Annotated in this window: 15 protein-coding genes; 9 read left to right on the top strand and 6 right to left on the bottom strand. The window is 75.1% G+C overall.

Annotation, left to right across the window (positions count from 1 at the left end; genetic code table 11):
• The first annotated feature begins 57 nt into the window (after positions 1–57).
• Positions 58–495: a YchJ family protein gene (locus ACFWPI_RS11085; RefSeq protein WP_380371169.1), complete on the top strand. Its 438-nt coding sequence runs from the start codon at positions 58–60 to the stop codon at positions 493–495.
• 36 nt (positions 496–531) lie between these two features.
• Here the strand turns inward: ACFWPI_RS11085 and ACFWPI_RS11080 are convergent, their stop codons facing one another.
• Entirely contained in the window at positions 532–1509 is a 978-nt protein-coding gene (locus ACFWPI_RS11080) for a polysaccharide deacetylase family protein (protein ID WP_380371172.1), read from the bottom strand.
• Between the two features lie 229 nt (positions 1510–1738).
• Here ACFWPI_RS11080 and ACFWPI_RS11075 point away from each other — a divergent pair, with 229 nt between their 5' ends.
• On the top strand, positions 1739–2260 hold the full coding sequence (locus ACFWPI_RS11075) for a GNAT family N-acetyltransferase (RefSeq protein ID WP_380424739.1): 522 nt from the start codon (positions 1739–1741) through the stop codon (positions 2258–2260).
• Positions 2261–2269: 9 nt separating this feature from the next.
• On the opposite strand, the gene ACFWPI_RS11070 is transcribed toward ACFWPI_RS11075, so the two are convergent.
• On the bottom strand, positions 2270–3160 hold the full coding sequence (locus ACFWPI_RS11070) for a carbohydrate kinase (RefSeq protein WP_380380210.1): 891 nt from the start codon (positions 3158–3160) through the stop codon (positions 2270–2272).
• 366 nt (positions 3161–3526) lie between these two features.
• On the opposite strand from ACFWPI_RS11070, the gene ACFWPI_RS11065 reads away from it, so the two are divergent.
• The 3 genes from ACFWPI_RS11065 (at position 3527) to ACFWPI_RS11055 (ending at position 6783) form a co-directional block, all read left to right on the top strand.
• Positions 3527–5047, top strand: a complete 1521-nt coding sequence (locus ACFWPI_RS11065) for a M1 family metallopeptidase (RefSeq protein WP_380380211.1) — start codon at positions 3527–3529, stop codon at positions 5045–5047.
• Between the two features lie 367 nt (positions 5048–5414).
• The gene (locus tag ACFWPI_RS11060; protein ID WP_380380212.1) at positions 5415–5939 is read left to right on the top strand and encodes a SigE family RNA polymerase sigma factor; all 525 of its coding nucleotides are present in this window, start codon (positions 5415–5417) and stop codon (positions 5937–5939) included.
• Positions 5926–6783 (top strand): hypothetical protein, encoded by an 858-nt coding sequence (locus ACFWPI_RS11055; protein ID WP_380380214.1) that lies wholly within the window; start codon positions 5926–5928, stop codon positions 6781–6783. The genes ACFWPI_RS11060 and ACFWPI_RS11055 overlap by 14 nt, the downstream gene beginning before the upstream one ends.
• Positions 6784–7130: 347 nt before the next feature.
• Here ACFWPI_RS11055 and ACFWPI_RS11050 read toward each other — a convergent pair whose 3' ends face one another.
• On the bottom strand, positions 7131–8231 hold the full coding sequence (locus tag ACFWPI_RS11050; protein WP_063346065.1) for a hypothetical protein: 1101 nt from the start codon (positions 8229–8231) through the stop codon (positions 7131–7133).
• A 310-nt stretch (positions 8232–8541) separates the two neighbouring features.
• On the opposite strand from ACFWPI_RS11050, the gene ACFWPI_RS11045 reads away from it, so the two are divergent.
• Positions 8542–8778 carry a hypothetical protein gene (locus tag ACFWPI_RS11045; RefSeq protein WP_063346066.1) on the top strand — a complete coding sequence of 79 codons (237 nt, stop codon included), beginning with the start codon at positions 8542–8544 and terminating at the stop codon, positions 8776–8778.
• 25 nt (positions 8779–8803) lie between these two features.
• On the opposite strand, the gene ACFWPI_RS11040 is transcribed toward ACFWPI_RS11045, so the two are convergent.
• The 3 genes from ACFWPI_RS11040 to ACFWPI_RS11030 all read right to left on the bottom strand — a co-directional run bounded on the left by ACFWPI_RS11040 (position 8804) and on the right by ACFWPI_RS11030 (position 12124).
• Entirely contained in the window at positions 8804–10324 is a 1521-nt protein-coding gene (locus ACFWPI_RS11040) for a sigma-70 family RNA polymerase sigma factor (RefSeq protein ID WP_380380216.1), read from the bottom strand.
• Positions 10325–10442: 118 nt separating this feature from the next.
• Positions 10443–11480 carry a CAP domain-containing protein gene (locus tag ACFWPI_RS11035; RefSeq protein ID WP_380380218.1) on the bottom strand — a complete coding sequence of 346 codons (1038 nt, stop codon included), beginning with the start codon at positions 11478–11480 and terminating at the stop codon, positions 10443–10445.
• A 176-nt stretch (positions 11481–11656) separates the two neighbouring features.
• A complete protein-coding gene (locus tag ACFWPI_RS11030; RefSeq protein ID WP_063346069.1) occupies positions 11657–12124 on the bottom strand; it encodes a GNAT family N-acetyltransferase in 468 nt (155 codons plus the stop codon).
• Positions 12125–12338: 214 nt separating this feature from the next.
• Here ACFWPI_RS11030 and ACFWPI_RS11025 point away from each other — a divergent pair, with 214 nt between their 5' ends.
• The 3 genes from ACFWPI_RS11025 (at position 12339) to ACFWPI_RS11015 (ending at position 15653) form a co-directional block, all read left to right on the top strand.
• On the top strand, positions 12339–13880 hold the full coding sequence (locus tag ACFWPI_RS11025; RefSeq protein WP_380380222.1) for an ATP-dependent DNA ligase: 1542 nt from the start codon (positions 12339–12341) through the stop codon (positions 13878–13880).
• A 194-nt stretch (positions 13881–14074) separates the two neighbouring features.
• Entirely contained in the window at positions 14075–14293 is a 219-nt protein-coding gene (locus ACFWPI_RS11020; RefSeq protein ID WP_363587319.1) for a ferredoxin, read from the top strand.
• Between the two features lie 145 nt (positions 14294–14438).
• Positions 14439–15653, top strand: a complete 1215-nt coding sequence (locus tag ACFWPI_RS11015) for a cytochrome P450 (RefSeq protein ID WP_380380224.1) — start codon at positions 14439–14441, stop codon at positions 15651–15653.
• Positions 15654–15671: the final 18 nt, after the last annotated feature.

The raw sequence follows: 15671 nt of genomic DNA, 5'->3' as shown, positions 1-15671 counted from the left end.
CGGACGCCCCCCGGCCCCGGTCGGGGCGTCCGGGGCCGGGGGGAGAGAATGGACCGCATGTCCCCACGTCGCCCCGCGCCCCGCGCCGCCGCCTCCACCCCCCGGCTGCTGCCCTCCTCCCCCTGCCCCTGCGGCCTGCCCGCCGCCTACGGCGACTGCTGCGGGCGGCTGCACCGCGGCCAGACGGCGGCCACCACTGCCGAGTCCCTGATGCGCTCGCGGTACAGCGCCTTCGCCGCCCAGGACGAGGCCTACCTGCTGCGCACCTGGCACCCGGACACCCGGCCCGCCGAGGTGGACTTCGACCCGGCGCTGCGCTGGACCGGCCTGGAGGTGGTGTCCACCACCGAGGGCGGCGCCTTCCACGCGGAGGGCACGGTCGCCTTCCGGGCGCACTGGACCGAGGGCCGCGAGCAGGGCGTACTCACCGAGCACAGCCGGTTCGTCCGGCACGAGGGCGCCTGGGTGTACCTCGACGCACTCTCGCTCGGCTGACCCTCGGGGCCCTCGGGGCCCTCGACGGGCGAACTCCTACAGGTAGTCGTCCAGTCGGCCGAGGGCGAAGCCCTGCGCGGTGACGTCGTTGACGACCTTGCGGAGCAGGTCCGGCATCGAGGCCTTCCAGAGGTCGACGCCCCGGAAGTGGGTGAGGATGATGTCGCCCGGGTGGAGCTTCCGGTCGTCGTAGCGCCACTCCATGTGGTCCGGGAAGGCCTCCTCGTTCCAGAGCGGCACCGCCTGGACCCCGCAGGACGCCGCCGCGCGCAGCGTGTCGTCGTTGTACTCGCCGTACGGGGGCCGGAACAGCCGGGGGCGGACGCCGATCTGCTTCTCCAGCTGGTCCTGCTGACGGCAGATCTCGTCGCGCTGGGCCCCGTAGTCGAGGACCTTCAGGTTGCGGTGGTTGATGGTGTGGTTGTTGATCTCCACCCCCTGGGCGTGCAGATCGCGGAAGTAGCCGTAGTTCTCGCGGGCCAGGTAGTCGGAGATGTAGGTGCTGAGCGGGATGCCGAGTTCGTCGGCCATCCGGGAGAACTCCGGGTCCTTCTCGGAGCCGTCGTCGACGGTGAGGAAGACCACCTTCTCGTCGGTCGGCACCCGGTAGACCACCGGCGGCCGCCCCTCCTTGAGCTTCACGCCCTGCGACTGGGCCAGCACCGGCCTGGTCGCCGGGCGTGGCGGCGCCTTCAGCGGCGGGGCCTCCAGGCCCCATCGGTGCGCGGTCTCCAGGGCCGCCCCGGTTTCCGACTCCTGGCGGGCGACCGCCTCGGTGCCGGCCTCCTCCTCCTTGCGGGCCAGGCCCGGCAGCACCGGCAGCGCCTCGGGCGGGCGGCCGACCCCGTGTTCGACGACGGGCACGGCACCCGGCGCGGGCGGGACGACAGCCGGCCGCGCGGGGTCGACCGGCCCGGCACAGCCGGCGGCGACGGCGGAGAGGCAGACGGTGGCCAGCAGACCGGTCCGCACACCCGCCCGCACACCGGCGCCGCGTCCCTGAATTCCCCTCAAACCCGCATTAATGCGATGATTTGATGATCGGTTCATAGCAGCACTGCTCCCCCGCAGCGCACCCCCGCCAATCCCCTCGTCACCCGTACGGGGCAACGACGCGCCGGGCCCCTTGCCCTTCCTTTGCCGAACCGGCCGGGCACCCGAACCGGCCGGGCACCCGAGTCGACCGGGCACCCGCGCGAAAACCCGATTGCGGCCCGGGCCGGCGACCACCGATCATGCGCCCATGACCGACACCGCGCCCCGCACCGCCCGCCTCTGGTCCGTCGCCACGGCGGACGTCACTGCACCCGAGGCCCTGGCCCTGCTGCGCGAGTACTACTACGACGTGGCCAACCGCTACTACCGCCTGCACCTCGGCCGCGAAGGCACCCCCGAGGAACTGGAGTCGGGGCTGGCCGGCTCCCCCAGCGACGACCTCGCCGCACCGGACGGGCTCTTCCTGCTCGGCCACTACGACGGCGCGGCCCAGTCCTGCGCCGGGCTGCGCCGACGCGACGCCGACACCGTCGAGCTGACCCGGGTGTTCGTCCGCCCCGGCCTGCGCGGCACCGGCGGCGGCGCCCGGCTGCTCGCCGCCGTCGACGAGGCCGCCCGCTCGCTCGACGCCCGGCGGATCGTCCTCGACACCCGCCTCGACCTGGTCGAGGCCCGCGCGCTCTACACCCGCCACGGCTACCGCGAGATCCCCGCCTACAGCAGCGGCCCGTACGCCCAGGTCTGGTACGGCAAGGAGCTGGCCGGCTAGGTCGTGCCCTTAACCCGCCTGCGTCAGGGCGGCCGCCAGCTCCGCCGTCGAGGGCGGGTTGGCGCCGGGGCGGGAGACGGTCAGCGCGGCGGCCGTCACCGCCTGGGTGAGGCAGCCGGCGAGGTCGGCGCCGGCCGCGCGGGCGTGCAGGAAAGCCGCCGTGAAGGAGTCCCCGGCGCCGACGGTGTCGGCGACCGGCACCGGAACGGCTGCGGCCCGCGCGTGCCCGCCCTCGGCGGTGAGCGCGAACGCGCCGCCGGCACCCAGGGTCACCGCGACCACGGCCGGGCCGAGGGCGAGCCAGCGGCGCGCGACCGCCTCCGCGTCCTCGCCGGGGTAGAGCCAGGCCAGGTCCTCGTCGCTCGCCTTGACCACGTCGCTCAGCGCCACGCAGCGCTCGACCCGCCGCACGGCCTGCGCCCGCTCGCCCATCAGCGCGGGGCGCACGTTCGGGTCGTAACTGATCTGCGCCCGGCCGCGCCACCGCTCGACCAGCGCCAGCACCACCGCCGCGCCCGGGTCGGTGACCGCCCCGATCGAGCCGAGGTGGATCGCGCCCGGCGCTTCGGCGAGTTCGGTCGGCGGCAACGTCCACCCGATGTCGAAGGTGTAGCGCGCCCGCCCCTGTCCGTCGAGGCGCACCACGGCCGAGGGGGTCCGCGCCACCCCCGCGGCCCGGACCACCACCCCCGCCGACTCCAGGTGCGCCCGGATCAGCCGGCCGTTGGCGTCGTCCCCGAGCTGGGTGAGCAGGGTGGCGGGCCGCCCCAACCGGGCCAGGCCGTACGCGACGTTCGCGGGGCTGCCGCCGGGGTGGACGGTGTCCGGGGCGCCATCCGTGCGGACGACGTCGGCGACGCACTCGCCGATCACCAGAACGTGCGAATCGGGGCTGGTCACGGCGGCTCCTGGCATCCGGTACGCGGGCGTCGTCTCGGCCGCCAGCCTACGGGGTGCACCCGGGCATGAAGGACGGCCGCCGGACCTGGCCAGGTTCTCCGACGGCCGTGGCCTCGTCCGTCAGGGGGCGAAGCACTTCGAACGTTAGTCAGCGCGCGGCGGCCCCGCCATCGCTGTAGGCCGTCCGGGGGATGGCCTCGTGTCGACAGCCGTCCGGGCGGCGGCGCCGGGCGGGTGCCCCGGTCCGCTAGGGTCCGTGCCCGGTGCGTCGCGCACGTACCGCCGGCCGGCCCCGCTGCTCACCGGGGCTCCCGAAGCCACGAGTCCCGAAGCCAGGCCCCCCGGGGCCACGACTCCCGAAGTGCGGTGATCGCCCTGTCCAGGCCCCGTCTCGGCCTCGTCCTCCCACTCGTGCTCAGTGCGGCGCTGCTGTCCGCCGGCACCAGGGCCGCCACCGCCGCGGACGGCCTCGGCGACCCGGTCTTCCCCTCGCTCGGCAACAGCGGGTACGACGCCCTCGCCTACGACCTGTCCTTCGACTACCGGGCCGCTACCCGCACCGTCGACGCGACCGCGGTGATCACCGCCCGGCCGTCCCGCACCCTGGCGCGCCTGGAGCTGGACGCGCTGGGCCTGACCGTGCGCGCCGTCCGGGTCGACGGGCGCCCGGCGGGGTTCGCCGCCCACGACGAGAAGCTGACCATCACCCCGGCCCGGCCCCTGCACCGCGGCACCACCGCGCGGCTGACCGTCGAGTACACCGCCGACCCGCGCGCCAGGCTCCCGCACACCGGCTGGGTCCCGACCCCGGACGGCTTCGCGGTGGCCGGCCAGCCGGACAGCGCGCACACCGTCTTCCCGTGCAACGACCACCCCAGCGACAAGGCCCGGTTCAGCATCGCCGTCACCGCGCCCGACCGCCTGCTGGGCGTCGCCAACGGGGAGTTGGCGCAGACCGAACGGCTCGGCGACGGCCGGACCACCCGGCGCTACGCCTCCCGCGAGCCGATGGCCACCGAACTGGTGCAGGTCTCCGTCGGGAACTACACCGTCCGCGAGCGCACCGGCCCGCACGGCCTGCCGCTGCGCGACGTCGTCCCGACCGCCCGGGCCGCCGAACTCGAACCCGCCCTGGCTCTCACCGCCGACCAGCTGACCTGGGCCGAGCAGCACCTCGGGCCGTTCCCCTTCGAGACCTACGGCCTCCTGCCGGCCGACACCGACGACCCGGCCGCGTTCGGCTTCACCGGCCTGGAGACCCAGACCCTCACCCTCTACAAGCCGAACTTCCTGCGCCAGCCCGAGTCCGCGATCGGCTCGCACCAGATGCACGAGCTGGTGCACTCCTGGTTCGGCGACAGCGTCTCCCCCGCCAGCTGGGCGGACCTGTGGCTCAACGAGGGGCACGCCGACTACTACGCCCTGGTCTACCGCTACGAGCGCGGCTGGCCGGACGCCTGGGGCCACACCACCCTGGTCGACCGGATGCGGGCCCTCTACGGCCTCGGCGACCAGTGGCGGCACGACTCCGGACCGGTCGCCGCCCCCAGCGCCGCCAAGCTCTTCGACAGCCAGCGCTACACCGGCGGCGCGCTGGTGCTGTTCGCGCTGCGCGAGCGGGTCGGCGCCGAGGCCTTCGACCGGATCGAGCGCACCTTCCTGCGTGAGCACCGGTACGGCACCGCCAGCACCCGGGACTACCTGCGCATCGCCTCCGAGGTCTCCGGCCAGGACCTCTCCGGCTTCCTCACCGACTGGCTGTACGGGCTGCGCACCCCGCCGATGCCCGGCCACCCCGACTGGACGGTCACCCCGGTGACCGCGGACCCTGCGGCCGCCGCCCGTGGTGTCCCCACCGAGGCGCCGCACGGCTCCGGGACGCTCTGACCCACCGTCGCCCGGCCGGCCCGATCCGCGGTCCGCCCGATCCGTGGTCCACCGCCCCCTGCGTCCCACCCGTACGCCCCTGGCGCGCCGCATCGTGCGCCCGGACGCCCCGTGAGCGCCTCTGGCCGGACGGGCCCGACGGGGCCATCGTGGTGCCCACGGCCCGCCCGCCGCCCGGCCGAGTCCCGGCCGGCTCGCGGGCCGTCCAACCTCCCCGCGCCGGCCAGCCGAAAATCCCCGTGCCCGGAAGACAACCCGGAACACCGTCCAGCACGTTCATCAGCTGTGAGTAGGACACCACGATCGCGGCCCAGCAGGCCGCCACGGCTGACAGGGACGGCACGGACACCATGGCGGGGACGGCGGGATGAGGGATGGCACACCGGACTTCGAGGAGTTCGTCTCCGCCTGCGGCCCGAAGATGCTGCGGGTGGCCTGGCTGTTGACCGGCGACCCGCACCAGGCCGAGGATCTGCTGCAGACCGCGCTCGCCAAGGTCTGGCCCAAATGGGACCGGATCTCCATCGACCGGCCCGAGGCCTACCTGCGGAAGGTGCTGGTCAACTGCAACGTCTCCTGGTGGCGCCGCCGCTGGACCGGCGAACTGCCGCACGGCGAACTGCCGGAGCCGCCGCCGGCGAACGCGGACCCGTACGAAGGGGTGGTGCTCGGAGAGGTGGTCGCCCAGGCCGTCCGTGCCCTGCCGCCGCGCCAACGGGCCGTGGTGGTGCTGCGCTTCTTCGAGGACCTCAGCGTCGAGGAGACCGCCGAGGTCCTGGGCTGCAGCACCGGCACGGTCAAGAGCCAGACGCACCGCGCGCTCGCCGGCCTGCGCGGCCGGCTGCCGGCCCGGGAACTGCTGCTGGCGGGGGGACCTCGTGATCGGTACTGACCTGCTGGACCCGGACGACCCGAGGCCGGACGGCGGTGAGGGCGAGGACGAGCTGCGGATCCTGCTCCACCAGGCCGTACCGGAGCTCGCCACGCCCGAGGACCGGATGGAACGGGTGCGCGCCCGCGCCATCGGCACCCAACGCCGACGGCGGGCCGCCGGGCTCGGGGCCGGACTGACCGCCGGGCTGGTCGCCGCGGCGCTGGCCGCCGCGCCCGCGATCGCGCCCACGCCGGAGCGGGGGGTGGCGGCGGGGCCGAACATGGCGGCCGGACCGGCCGAGACGGTGCCGGGCGGGGAACCGCCCGCTCCGACGGCCGGCGCCGGCGCCAGCACGACACCGACCATGGTGCCGACGGCCAGGTCGCAGATCCACTTCACGTCGTACCCGAACCTGGCCCTCGACCTGCCGAGCGGCTGGTACAGCCAGGGCACCTTCAGCGGCGACCCCCGGAACGGCATCGGCTACCTGGCCAACGGGCCGATCGGCCCCGTGTCCCCCTGCCGGACGGCGGGCATCGCCTGCCCGTCCGACACGCTGTTGCCCGTCGGCGGCGCCCTCCTCACCCTCCGGTTGGTGGACCAACCGGACCTGGTCGGGAAGTTCACCACCTCATCGGCCGTCACCTCCGACATCGCGCTCGACAAGGAATGCCTCACGCTCGGCGGCACCCGTGAGCTCATCGGCCACCGGGCCGTCGCCCGGACCGGCACGCTGGTGCTGATCCAGCTGACGGCCTGCATGCGGGTGCCGTCGCACCTGACGATCCAGCAGGTGCAGCAGGTGCTGGACTCGATCCGGGCCGCCGAGGGGAGCAGTCCCTCGCCGACCACGACCCGCTGAGGACCGTCCGGGCCGTCCGGACCGCCCCGGGTTCAGTGTCAGTGGCTCCTGCTAGCGTCCCGAGCACGATCAGAGAACGGGGGTCCTCTCATGGGTGGCGAGCGGCGACGGGCAGGTGCCGGGGGCTGCGACCGGTGGACGGCGCGGCGGAACGGCGAAGGTGGCGTGGCGGCCCTGCACGGTGCGGACGCCCTGCCGATCACCGGCGGGCTGATACCCGGGGTCTGGTCGGTCTCCTCGGGTGCTGCCAGGCGGGCGTTCCACCGGTCCTGACGCGACCGGGACACGGCGGTGCGGGCCCGGCGGCCGTTGCCGGGCCCGCACCGGGCGGGTCAGTACCGGGCGGCTCAGTACCGCAGGACGGCCGCGATGTGGCCGCGGGCGTCGAGTTCGCCGGTGGGGACGAACTGCACCTTGGCTCCGGTGTCGAGGGCGCGCTCCACGATCTCGTCGACCATGTCCTCGCGGACGTCGGGCTCACCGGCCGCCGCCGGGACGAGGTGGTTGTCGGTCACCCGGACGGGCTGCCAGTAGTCCTCCTCCACCGCGACCACCGCGGCGCGGCCCTCGGCGACGGTCTGCCAGACCTCGTCGATGCCTGCGGCCAGGCCCTTCACACCCTGGGCCTGGTCGAGGCGCTCGTGCAGCTCGGTGACGGCCTTGCTGCCCTGCTCGGCGACCGTGGACCGGACGGCCTCGGCCACCGCGGCGGCGGCGGCATGGCCGAGGCCGCCGCGCGAGACCTGGGCGGTGGCCCGCTTGGCGGCGGTGCCGACCTCGTCGAGCAGGGAGATCGCGGCGGCCTCGCCGAGCACGTACAGCGGGCGGTTGTCGGCCTCCAGCACGGCGGCCAGCGCGGTGTCGGCCGAACGCAGGAAGCGGCGGGTCTCCTCGTCTCGGAAGGTGCTCGGTACGTCCCCGATCCGCTCCTTGCGCTCGACGTCCCAGTCCGGCGGGACCTGGTCGAGCGGGAAGGCGGCACTCGTGTGCTCGGCCAGGTGCGCCCCGCTGCCGCTGAAGAGGGCGACCCGGTCGGCGGCGACGGTCAGCACCCAGTAGGGCGCACCGGCGGTGTAGGCGGAGACCAGGTTGCGGGTCAGGAAGGTCTCGGACAGCACGACCCGGGCGGGCACCGGGCGCGGCAGGGACCACACCTGGTGCTCGCCGGGGGCGGCGTAGATCACCAGGCCGTCCTCGGCGTGCACGAGGTCGACCTCGGTGAGCGCGCGGTCCAGCTGCTCGACGACGTCCAGCCGGTCGGCCCGGCTGACCGCCTCGTCGGCGTGCAGCCGGTTCTTCGCCTCGGCGACGAGGTTGCGCAGGCGGACCGGGTCCTGGGTGTTGTCGGGCTCGCTGCGGTGGGTGGGCAGCAGAACGGAGACGGCCGGGTAGCGCCGGGGGCGGCGCAGCTCGGCGAGGACGGCTGGCGTTAGCTCGGCTGCGTGCATCGGGTGCCCTTCGTGTCGCGGTGGGGGGTCCTGGTCGATGAGACCGACGTCGATGAGACCGAAAGTGTGGTGATTCAACCGATTTGCCGGAATCATTCCCGACCCCTCCCCATCCCACCGCCCTCCCACGCCTCCCGCCACCGGAAAAGGCCCGGGGCCCGGCAGCCCGTCCGGCGCCCGCGGTGCCGCCGTTCGGCCGACCGGCCGTCACCGGGCTGCGGCTGTGCCACGGCCCCGGCCGCACGGCCACGGACGAGGGAATCCGCCGCCGCCCTCGTAACCCGCCCGGCGGATCGTCGTTGGACCCGCCATGAAGAAGCGCAGCATGCTCGCCGTCGCCTCGCTCGCCGTGGGTTTCGTGGCCTCGCTCACCGCACCGAGTGCGCACGCCAGTGCCGTCGGGGGGCAGGACGGAATGTCCGGGTCGCTGACCAGTGCGCCGGACGCGTTGCCGGGGCAGGTCGGGGACGCGGGCGGCGTGGTCGGGGAGGCGACCGGGTACGTGACGGGCTCGGCCGACGGACTGGTCGGTGTCACCCCCGCATAGCTCGCAGCAGCGCGGCGGTACGGCGTCAGGGCAGCTGGGCGCCGAGGTCCTGGGTCCAGTAGACGCCGGCGGGGCCGGTGGCCAGACCGATGCCGACGTCCTTGAAGCCGCAGTCCAGCATGTTGGTCTGGTGGATGCCGCCGTCCATCCAGTGGGCGACCACCGTGGCGGGGGACGTCGGGCCCCGGTCGAGGTTCTCGCCCCACTGGGACCAGCGGTAGCCGACGGCGGTCAGCCGGGCGTCGGTGCGGACACCGTCCGGGTTGACGTGGTCGAAGAAGCCGCGGGCGACCATGTCGTCGGCGTGCTTCTGGGCGGCCGTGTGCAGTCGGGGGTCGATCCGCAGGGGGGCGCAGCCCACCTTGCCGCGTTCGGCGTTGACGAGGTCGACGAGTTGGCGCTCCGGGCTTGGCGGCGGCGGGGCCACCGACCGGGTGGCGGTGGGTGACGGCGTGGCCGTCGCCGTCTCGCTGGGGGTCGGCGTGGGCGTGGCCGCCAGGGTGACCGGGGCGGAGGCCGGGGTCGCGGTGGGCACCGGGGCGGCGGGAGCGGCGGCCGGGGTGGTGGGTTCGGGGGCCGCCTCCAGCGGGGTTTCGGCGGGGTGCGACCAGACCAGGGCGAGGGTGGTGACGGTCACCACCGCCACCGCACCGCTCGCCAGGACGGCCTTGCGCGCGGCGGTCCCGGCCCAGCCGCCATGGGTGCTCGCGGCGGTCGGGGCGGCGGTGGCGACGGTGGCCGCGGTGTGCTGGAAGTGCAGCAGCGCGGGCGATCCGAGCGGGATCGGCACCAGGGCGAGGCCGGCCAGCAGCCCTTCGGCGGGGAAGAGGTCGCGGCCGAGGCGGTCGCAGGTGGCGCAGCCGCGGATGTGGCGGGCGATGCGCTTGCGCCACACGGAGTTGGGGGTGCCGTCGAAACCGGTGGTGACGTCGGCGAGTTCGGGGCAGCGGGGGTAGGCGCCGAGGGCGCGGACGACGATCCGGCCGGCTTCGAGCTGCTTCTTCATCCGCTGCACGCGGACGGCGGTGTGCTGCGGGGTCAGGTCGAGGGCTTCGGCCAGTTCGGCGCGGGTGAGTTCGCCGCTGGCCTCCAGCCACCAGAGGGCGAGGAGTTCGCGGTCGTCGGGGTCGAGCCAGCGGGTGGCCTCGGCGACTTCCCGGCGCTGGCCGGAGAGGCCGAGGCGCAGGACGGTGAGGTCGGTGAAGTCGGCCCTGGGGTCGGCGAGTTCCCAGGTCTCGTCGAGGCCGCCGACGGTGGGCTGCTGCTGGCCGGCGGCGTGGCGGCGACGGATCTGGTTCATGGTGATGGCGACCAGCCAGGAGCGGAAGGACTCCGGCTCGCGCAGCCCGTCCAGGCCGTCCAGGGCGCGGATCATGGTCTCCTGGGCGACGTCGTCGACGTCGGCGTGACCGTCCAGGGCGCGCCCGGCGACGTTGTAGACGAGCGGCAGCCAGGCGGCGACCAGCGCCTCCTGGGCCTGCCGGTCGCCCGCCTGGGCCGCGCGTACCAGGGTGGTCCCGGTCCTGTTCTGCACGTCAGCGTTCATGGTCCGCACTCCGTCTTGCCGTGTTCCGTCCGCCGCTGCCTCCTCGGAGACCTGTGGTGAGTGATCAGATAACAACAATTTGCGCGGAATCGGAAAACGGGCCCTGCCGGAGGGCCGGTCAGGCCGGGGCGGCGAAGACCTGGGTCCACCAGGGGCCGCCGGAACCGGTCCGCACACCGACCCCGAGCTGCTTGAACGCGCAGTTCAGGATGTTCGCACGGTGACCGGGGCTGTTCATCCAGGACTCCATCACCGCGGCCGGGTCCTTCTGGCCGCGGGCGATGTTCTCGCCCCAGGTGCTCCAGCGGTAGCCGGTCGCCTCGATGCGGTGGTCGGCGTGGTCTCCGTCGGGGCTGGCGTGGTCGAAGTAGTTGCGGTCCGCCATGTCGTCGCTGTGCGACTGGGCGGCGCTGGCCAGCCGGGGCTCGGCGCTGACCGGGCCGCAGCCGGCCTTGGCGCGTTCGACGTTGACCAGGTCGACGACCTGCTGGGCGGAGGAGGGCGCGGCGCCGCCGCCGACCGGGGTGGGCACCGAGGCGCTCGTAGGGGCCCCGGTGCGCTGCGCGGCGGCCGGGGTGCCGGTGGGCTTGGCGGGAACGGGAGCGGTCACGGGCGTGCTCGGGCCCGGCTTCCCGGTGGCCGTCGGGGTCGGCGTCGCCCTCGCGGTCGCCGGGGCTGTCGGGGACGCCGGGGCGGCGGGGGTGGTCGCGGCGGCACTGGCCGGAGCCGACGCCGGGTCGGTGGCGGCCGAGGTGGCCGGGGTGGCCGGCGGCGCGGCGACGTCGGGGCCCGCTCCCCCGGCGCCGGGGACCTGGATGCCGTCGTGGGTGCCGGCCTCGGCGGCTATCAGGGCGGCGTCCGCCGCCATCGCCTGGCCGGTGGTGTCCCGGTCGGCCTGCTTGCCGCCGTAGGCCGCGTAGCCGGCGCCGACCAGGGCGGCAAGCAGTCCGGTGCCGGCCACGGCGGCGGCGACGGCGGCGACCGGACCGACCGGACCGCGCCGTCGGGCCCGGCGGCCCCGACCTCCGGGGCGTTCCGTGTGCCGCTGGGCGGCCCGACGCGCGGCGCGGCCGCCGGGTCGGCCGGAGGCTCCGCTCCGTGCACCGCTCTCGGCACCGATCGCCGGGAGGATGGTCGTCCTGTCGTCGCTGTTCACGTGCCCACGCTTTCTGTCCGGGTCGGCGGGTCGGGTGCCGACACCTGGGAGACCGCCCGGCGGCGCGCCGATAACAGAAAGTCCGAACGAATGTCCGGCGGCAGGATCACGGGCCCGGCCGCGACCGCACCCGGGGCCCGCTCCCAGGGCACGACCTCAGGCCGCCCGGACACGGGTCACGGGGCGTCCGGGGCCATGTCGTAGGTGACGAACATGGTCCGGGTGGCGACCTGGTCGTACTTGCTGCGGGCGCGGTGGTTGTCGTCGGCGGTGATCCAGCGGACGGTGTTCCAGCCGCGCTCGGCGGCGATCGCCCGCAGCCGGGCCAGCAGCTGGTCCACCGCTCCGCCGCCGCGCACCTCGGGCGCGACGAACAGGTCGTCGAGGAAGCCGCCGACGGCGCCGTGCAGGGGGCGGGCGAAGGGGCGGTAGTGGGCGAGCCCGACCGGCGTGCCGTCGCCGTCGCGGACCAGCAGGCCCTCCAGTTCGTGGTCCGGGTCGTGGAGCCAGGACCAGACCAGTTCGGCCTTCTCCTCCGGCATCGGCACCCGGTAGAACGCGCAGTAGCCACGGAAGAGTTCGCGCCAGGCGGGGTAGTCGGCGCGCTCCGGCGCGCCGACGCTCCAGCGGGTCGTGGTGGTCAACTCGGTCTCCCTCGGTCGGGCGGGCCCCGGGGTCGCCGGGCCGCGGTGTGGCGCCAGCATGACGGGCCGCCGGCTCCGCGCCGAACTCCACCACGGCCAAGACCGGCCGCCCGCGCACTCCACTCCGGCGCGGTACGGGCGCGCCGCCCGCCGTGCGCCGGCCGGTCGGGTGGCCGATCCTGGACGCCCGGCCACGCACCACCCGAGGAGCGCCATGCGGCTGCGGCACCTGGCCCAGACGTCCCGCGCCGTCGCCGCCGAGCCCGGACGGCGGGCCAAGACGGCGCTGCTCGCGGACTGCCTGCGCGCACTGGGCCCGGCCGAGGCCCCGGCGGCCGTGGGCCTGCTGTCGGGCGAGTCGCAGCGGCTGCGCACCGGCGTCGGCCCGGCGGGCCTGCGCGACCTGCCGCCGCCCGCCGCCGAGGCCTCGCTCGGCGTCCGGGATACCGAACGGGAATTGGAGCGGATCGCCGGGGTGCACGGGCCCGGCGCGCAGGCCGAGCGGCGGCGGCTGCTGGCCGGGCTGTTCGCCCGGGCGACCGAGGTCGAGCAGGCGTTCCTGCGCGCGGTGCTGGTCGGCGAGCTGCGCCAGGGCGCGCTGGACGTGCTGGTCGGCGACGCCGTCGCCCAGGCCGCCGGGGTGCCCGCGGCGGCGGTGCGCCGGGCGCTGATGTTCCGTGGCTCCGCCCGGGCGGTGGCGGAGGCGGCGCTGACCGGCGGGGCGCCCGCGCTGGCCGCGTTCCGGCTGGAGGTGGGCCGGGCGGTGCGGCCGATGCTGGCCGCCTCCGCGCCCGACGTGGCCTCGGCGCTGGAGCGCACCGGCCCGGCCGCGCTGGAGTGGAAGCTGGACGGCGTCCGGGTGCAGGTGCACCGGGACGGCGCGGAGGTCGCGGTGTTCACCCGCGGCCTGGACGACATCACCGCGCGCGTCCCCGAGGTGGCCGAGGCGGCGCTCGCGCTGCCGCTGCGCTCGGCGGTGCTGGACGGCGAGGCGATCGCGCTCGGGCCCGACGGGCGGCCGCGTCCGTTCCAGGAGACCGCCGCGCGCACCGCCTCCCGGCGGGATCCGGAGCGGCTGCGCGCCGAAGTCCCGCTCAGCGCCTTCTTCTTCGACCTGCTGCACCGGGACGGCGAGGACCTGGTGGACCGCCCCGGCCGGGAGCGGTGGGCGGCGCTGGACGGGGCGGTGCCGGAGGGCCTGCGGGTGCCCCGCACCGAGACCGGGGACGGCGAGCGGGCACTGGCGTTCTTCCGCGAGACCCTGGCCCGCGGTCACGAGGGCGTCCTGGTCAAGGACCCGGCGGCCGGGTACGCGGCCGGGCGGCGCGGTGCCGGCTGGATAAAAGTGAAGCCCCGGCACACGCTGGACCTGGTGGTGCTGGCCGCCGAGTGGGGCAGCGGCCGGCGGCGCGGTCTCCTCAGCAATCTGCACCTGGGCGCCCGGGCGGCGGGCGAGCCCGGACTTGGCCCGTGGGTGATGCTCGGCAAGACCTTCAAGGGCCTCACCGACGAGACGCTCGCCTGGCAGACCGCCGAACTCCTCGCCCGCGAGAGCGGGCGGGACGACTGGACGGTGCGGGTCCGGCCGGAACTGGTCGTCGAGATCGCCTTCGACGGTCTCCAGCGCAGCCCCCGCTACCCGGCGGGGCTGGCCCTGCGGTTCGCCCGGGTGGTGCGCTACCGGCCGGACAAGGGCGCGGCCGAGGCCGACACCGTCGCCACCGTCCGGGAGATCGCCGCCGCCGAGGGGCTGTGAGCCGTCCTTTGGCGGAGTAACGTCAATTTCAAACCCCTTTGCGGCGGCGCTGGACCGGCTCCGAACCGAATCGGCCATTCTGGACGATCCCCGCATCGCCCCTCCGTGGACGCAAGGGTGGCGGTTAGGTTGGCAATGACAACGAGAGGCGGCCGCCGGACGCCCGGCGCCGCATTGGCGAGAGGTGCTCGACCATGAAGGTGAGCGTCGACCGGGACCGCTGCTGCAGCTCCGGGATGTGCGTCCTGAACGCTCCGGAGATCTTCGACCAGGACGAGCAGGACAGTCTGGTGGTCCTCCGTCAGACCGAGTTCAAGCCCCCGCAGTTCGCCGTGCTGAGGCTCGCCGCCGAGCTCTGCCCGGGCGGCGCGATCACCGTCACCGAGGAGGACTCCGCCGAGGACGCCGGCTGACGCCCCCACCGGCTCCCGACGGTCCCCTGCCCGCGCCGACCCCGGCCACCGTGACGACCGCCGCTCCCGGCCGCCGTCGCGCGAACCGTCGACCCCGGCGCCACCCCACCCACCCGAGGACATTGCGACGCAAGGAGACCCCACCTTGACGAGCACACCCACCGCCCGGACCTTCCCGATGCCGGCCCCGCGCGACGCCGGCTGCCCGTTCAGCCCGCCGCCCGCCTACACCGAGGCCGCCGCGACGGCGCCCATCACCCGCGCCGCCCTGCCCGACGGCGAGTCCTGCTGGCTGGCCACCGGCTACGCCGAGGTCCGCACCATCCTGTCCGACCGCCGCTTCAGCGCGGACGCCCGCCACCCGGGGTTCCCGATGCTGGTGCCCGGCCGCCGGGAGGCCCTCCTCGCCAACCCGAGCTTCCTGCGGCTCGACGACCCCGAGCACGCCCGGCAGCGCCGGATGGTCACCGGCGACTTCCTGGTCAAGCGGGTCGAGGCGATGCGCCCCGGCATCCAGCAGATCGTCGACGAGGCGCTCGACCGGATGACCGACGGCCGGACCGAGGCCGACCTGGTCGCCGACTTCGCGCTGCCCGTCCCCTCGCTGGTGATCTGCCTGCTGCTCGGCGTCCCGTACGAGGACCGGGACCGCTTCCAGGGCCTCAGCCGGACCCTGCTCAACAAGCACAGCTCGGCCGAGGAGGTCCAGGCCGCCTCGGACGAACTGCGCGAGTACCTGGGCGGCCTGGCCGCCCGCAAGCGGGAGGAGCCGGGCAACGACATACTCAGCCGGCTCGCCGTCCGGGACGACCTCACGCCGGACGAGGTCGCCACGACCGGCATCCTGCTGCTGATAGCCGGGCACGAGACGACCGCGAACATGATCTCGCTCTCCACCGCCCTGCTCCTCGACCAGCCCGAGCAGATCGCCAGGCTGGCCGACCCGGCCGCGCTGCCCGGCGCCGTCGAGGAACTGCTGCGCCACCTGACCATCGTGGACCACGGGCTGCCCCGGGTCGCCTTGGAGGACGTCGAGCTGGGCGGCACCGTGATCAAGGCCGGGGAGGGCGTGATCGCGCTGATCTCCACCGCCAACCAGGACGAGGAGATGTTCGGCGGCGCCGACCTGCGGCCGGCCGACGAGCTCGACCTCGACCGGGACGCCCGGCGGCACATGGCCTTCGGCTTCGGCGTGCACCAGTGCCTCGGGCAGCCGCTCGCCCGCGCCGAGCTCCAGATCGCCCTGGCCACCCTGTTCCGGCGGCTGCCCGGCCTGCGGCCGGCGGCCACCGGGGAGGGCCGGAAGTTCCGCTCGGAGGCGTTCATCTACGGAATGCGGTCGCTGCCCGTCACCTGGTGACGGCCGTCGGACGGAGGG

The sequence above is a fragment of the Kitasatospora sp. NPDC058492 genome, from assembly GCF_042720685.1.
Classification (GTDB): domain Bacteria; phylum Actinomycetota; class Actinomycetes; order Streptomycetales; family Streptomycetaceae; genus Kitasatospora.
Note: the sequence above shows the minus strand (reverse complement) of the source record. Positions and strands in the feature narration are given on the sequence as shown.

What these genes read in the sequence shown, in the direction of transcription:
- ACFWPI_RS11040 (WP_380380216.1), bottom strand. Translation starts at nt 10,324, where the DNA reads ATGAACGCTGACGTGCAGAACAGGACCGGGACCACCCTGGTACGCGCG.
- ACFWPI_RS11060 (WP_380380212.1), top strand. Translation starts at nt 5,415, where the DNA reads ATGAGGGATGGCACACCGGACTTCGAGGAGTTCGTCTCCGCCTGCGGC.
- ACFWPI_RS11075 (WP_380424739.1), top strand. Translation starts at nt 1,739, where the DNA reads ATGACCGACACCGCGCCCCGCACCGCCCGCCTCTGGTCCGTCGCCACG.
- ACFWPI_RS11085 (WP_380371169.1), top strand. Translation starts at nt 58, where the DNA reads ATGTCCCCACGTCGCCCCGCGCCCCGCGCCGCCGCCTCCACCCCCCGG.
- ACFWPI_RS11050 (WP_063346065.1), bottom strand. Translation starts at nt 8,231, where the DNA reads ATGCACGCAGCCGAGCTAACGCCAGCCGTCCTCGCCGAGCTGCGCCGC.
- ACFWPI_RS11045 (WP_063346066.1), top strand. Translation starts at nt 8,542, where the DNA reads ATGAAGAAGCGCAGCATGCTCGCCGTCGCCTCGCTCGCCGTGGGTTTC.
- ACFWPI_RS11025 (WP_380380222.1), top strand. Translation starts at nt 12,339, where the DNA reads ATGCGGCTGCGGCACCTGGCCCAGACGTCCCGCGCCGTCGCCGCCGAG.
- ACFWPI_RS11020 (WP_363587319.1), top strand. Translation starts at nt 14,075, where the DNA reads ATGAAGGTGAGCGTCGACCGGGACCGCTGCTGCAGCTCCGGGATGTGC.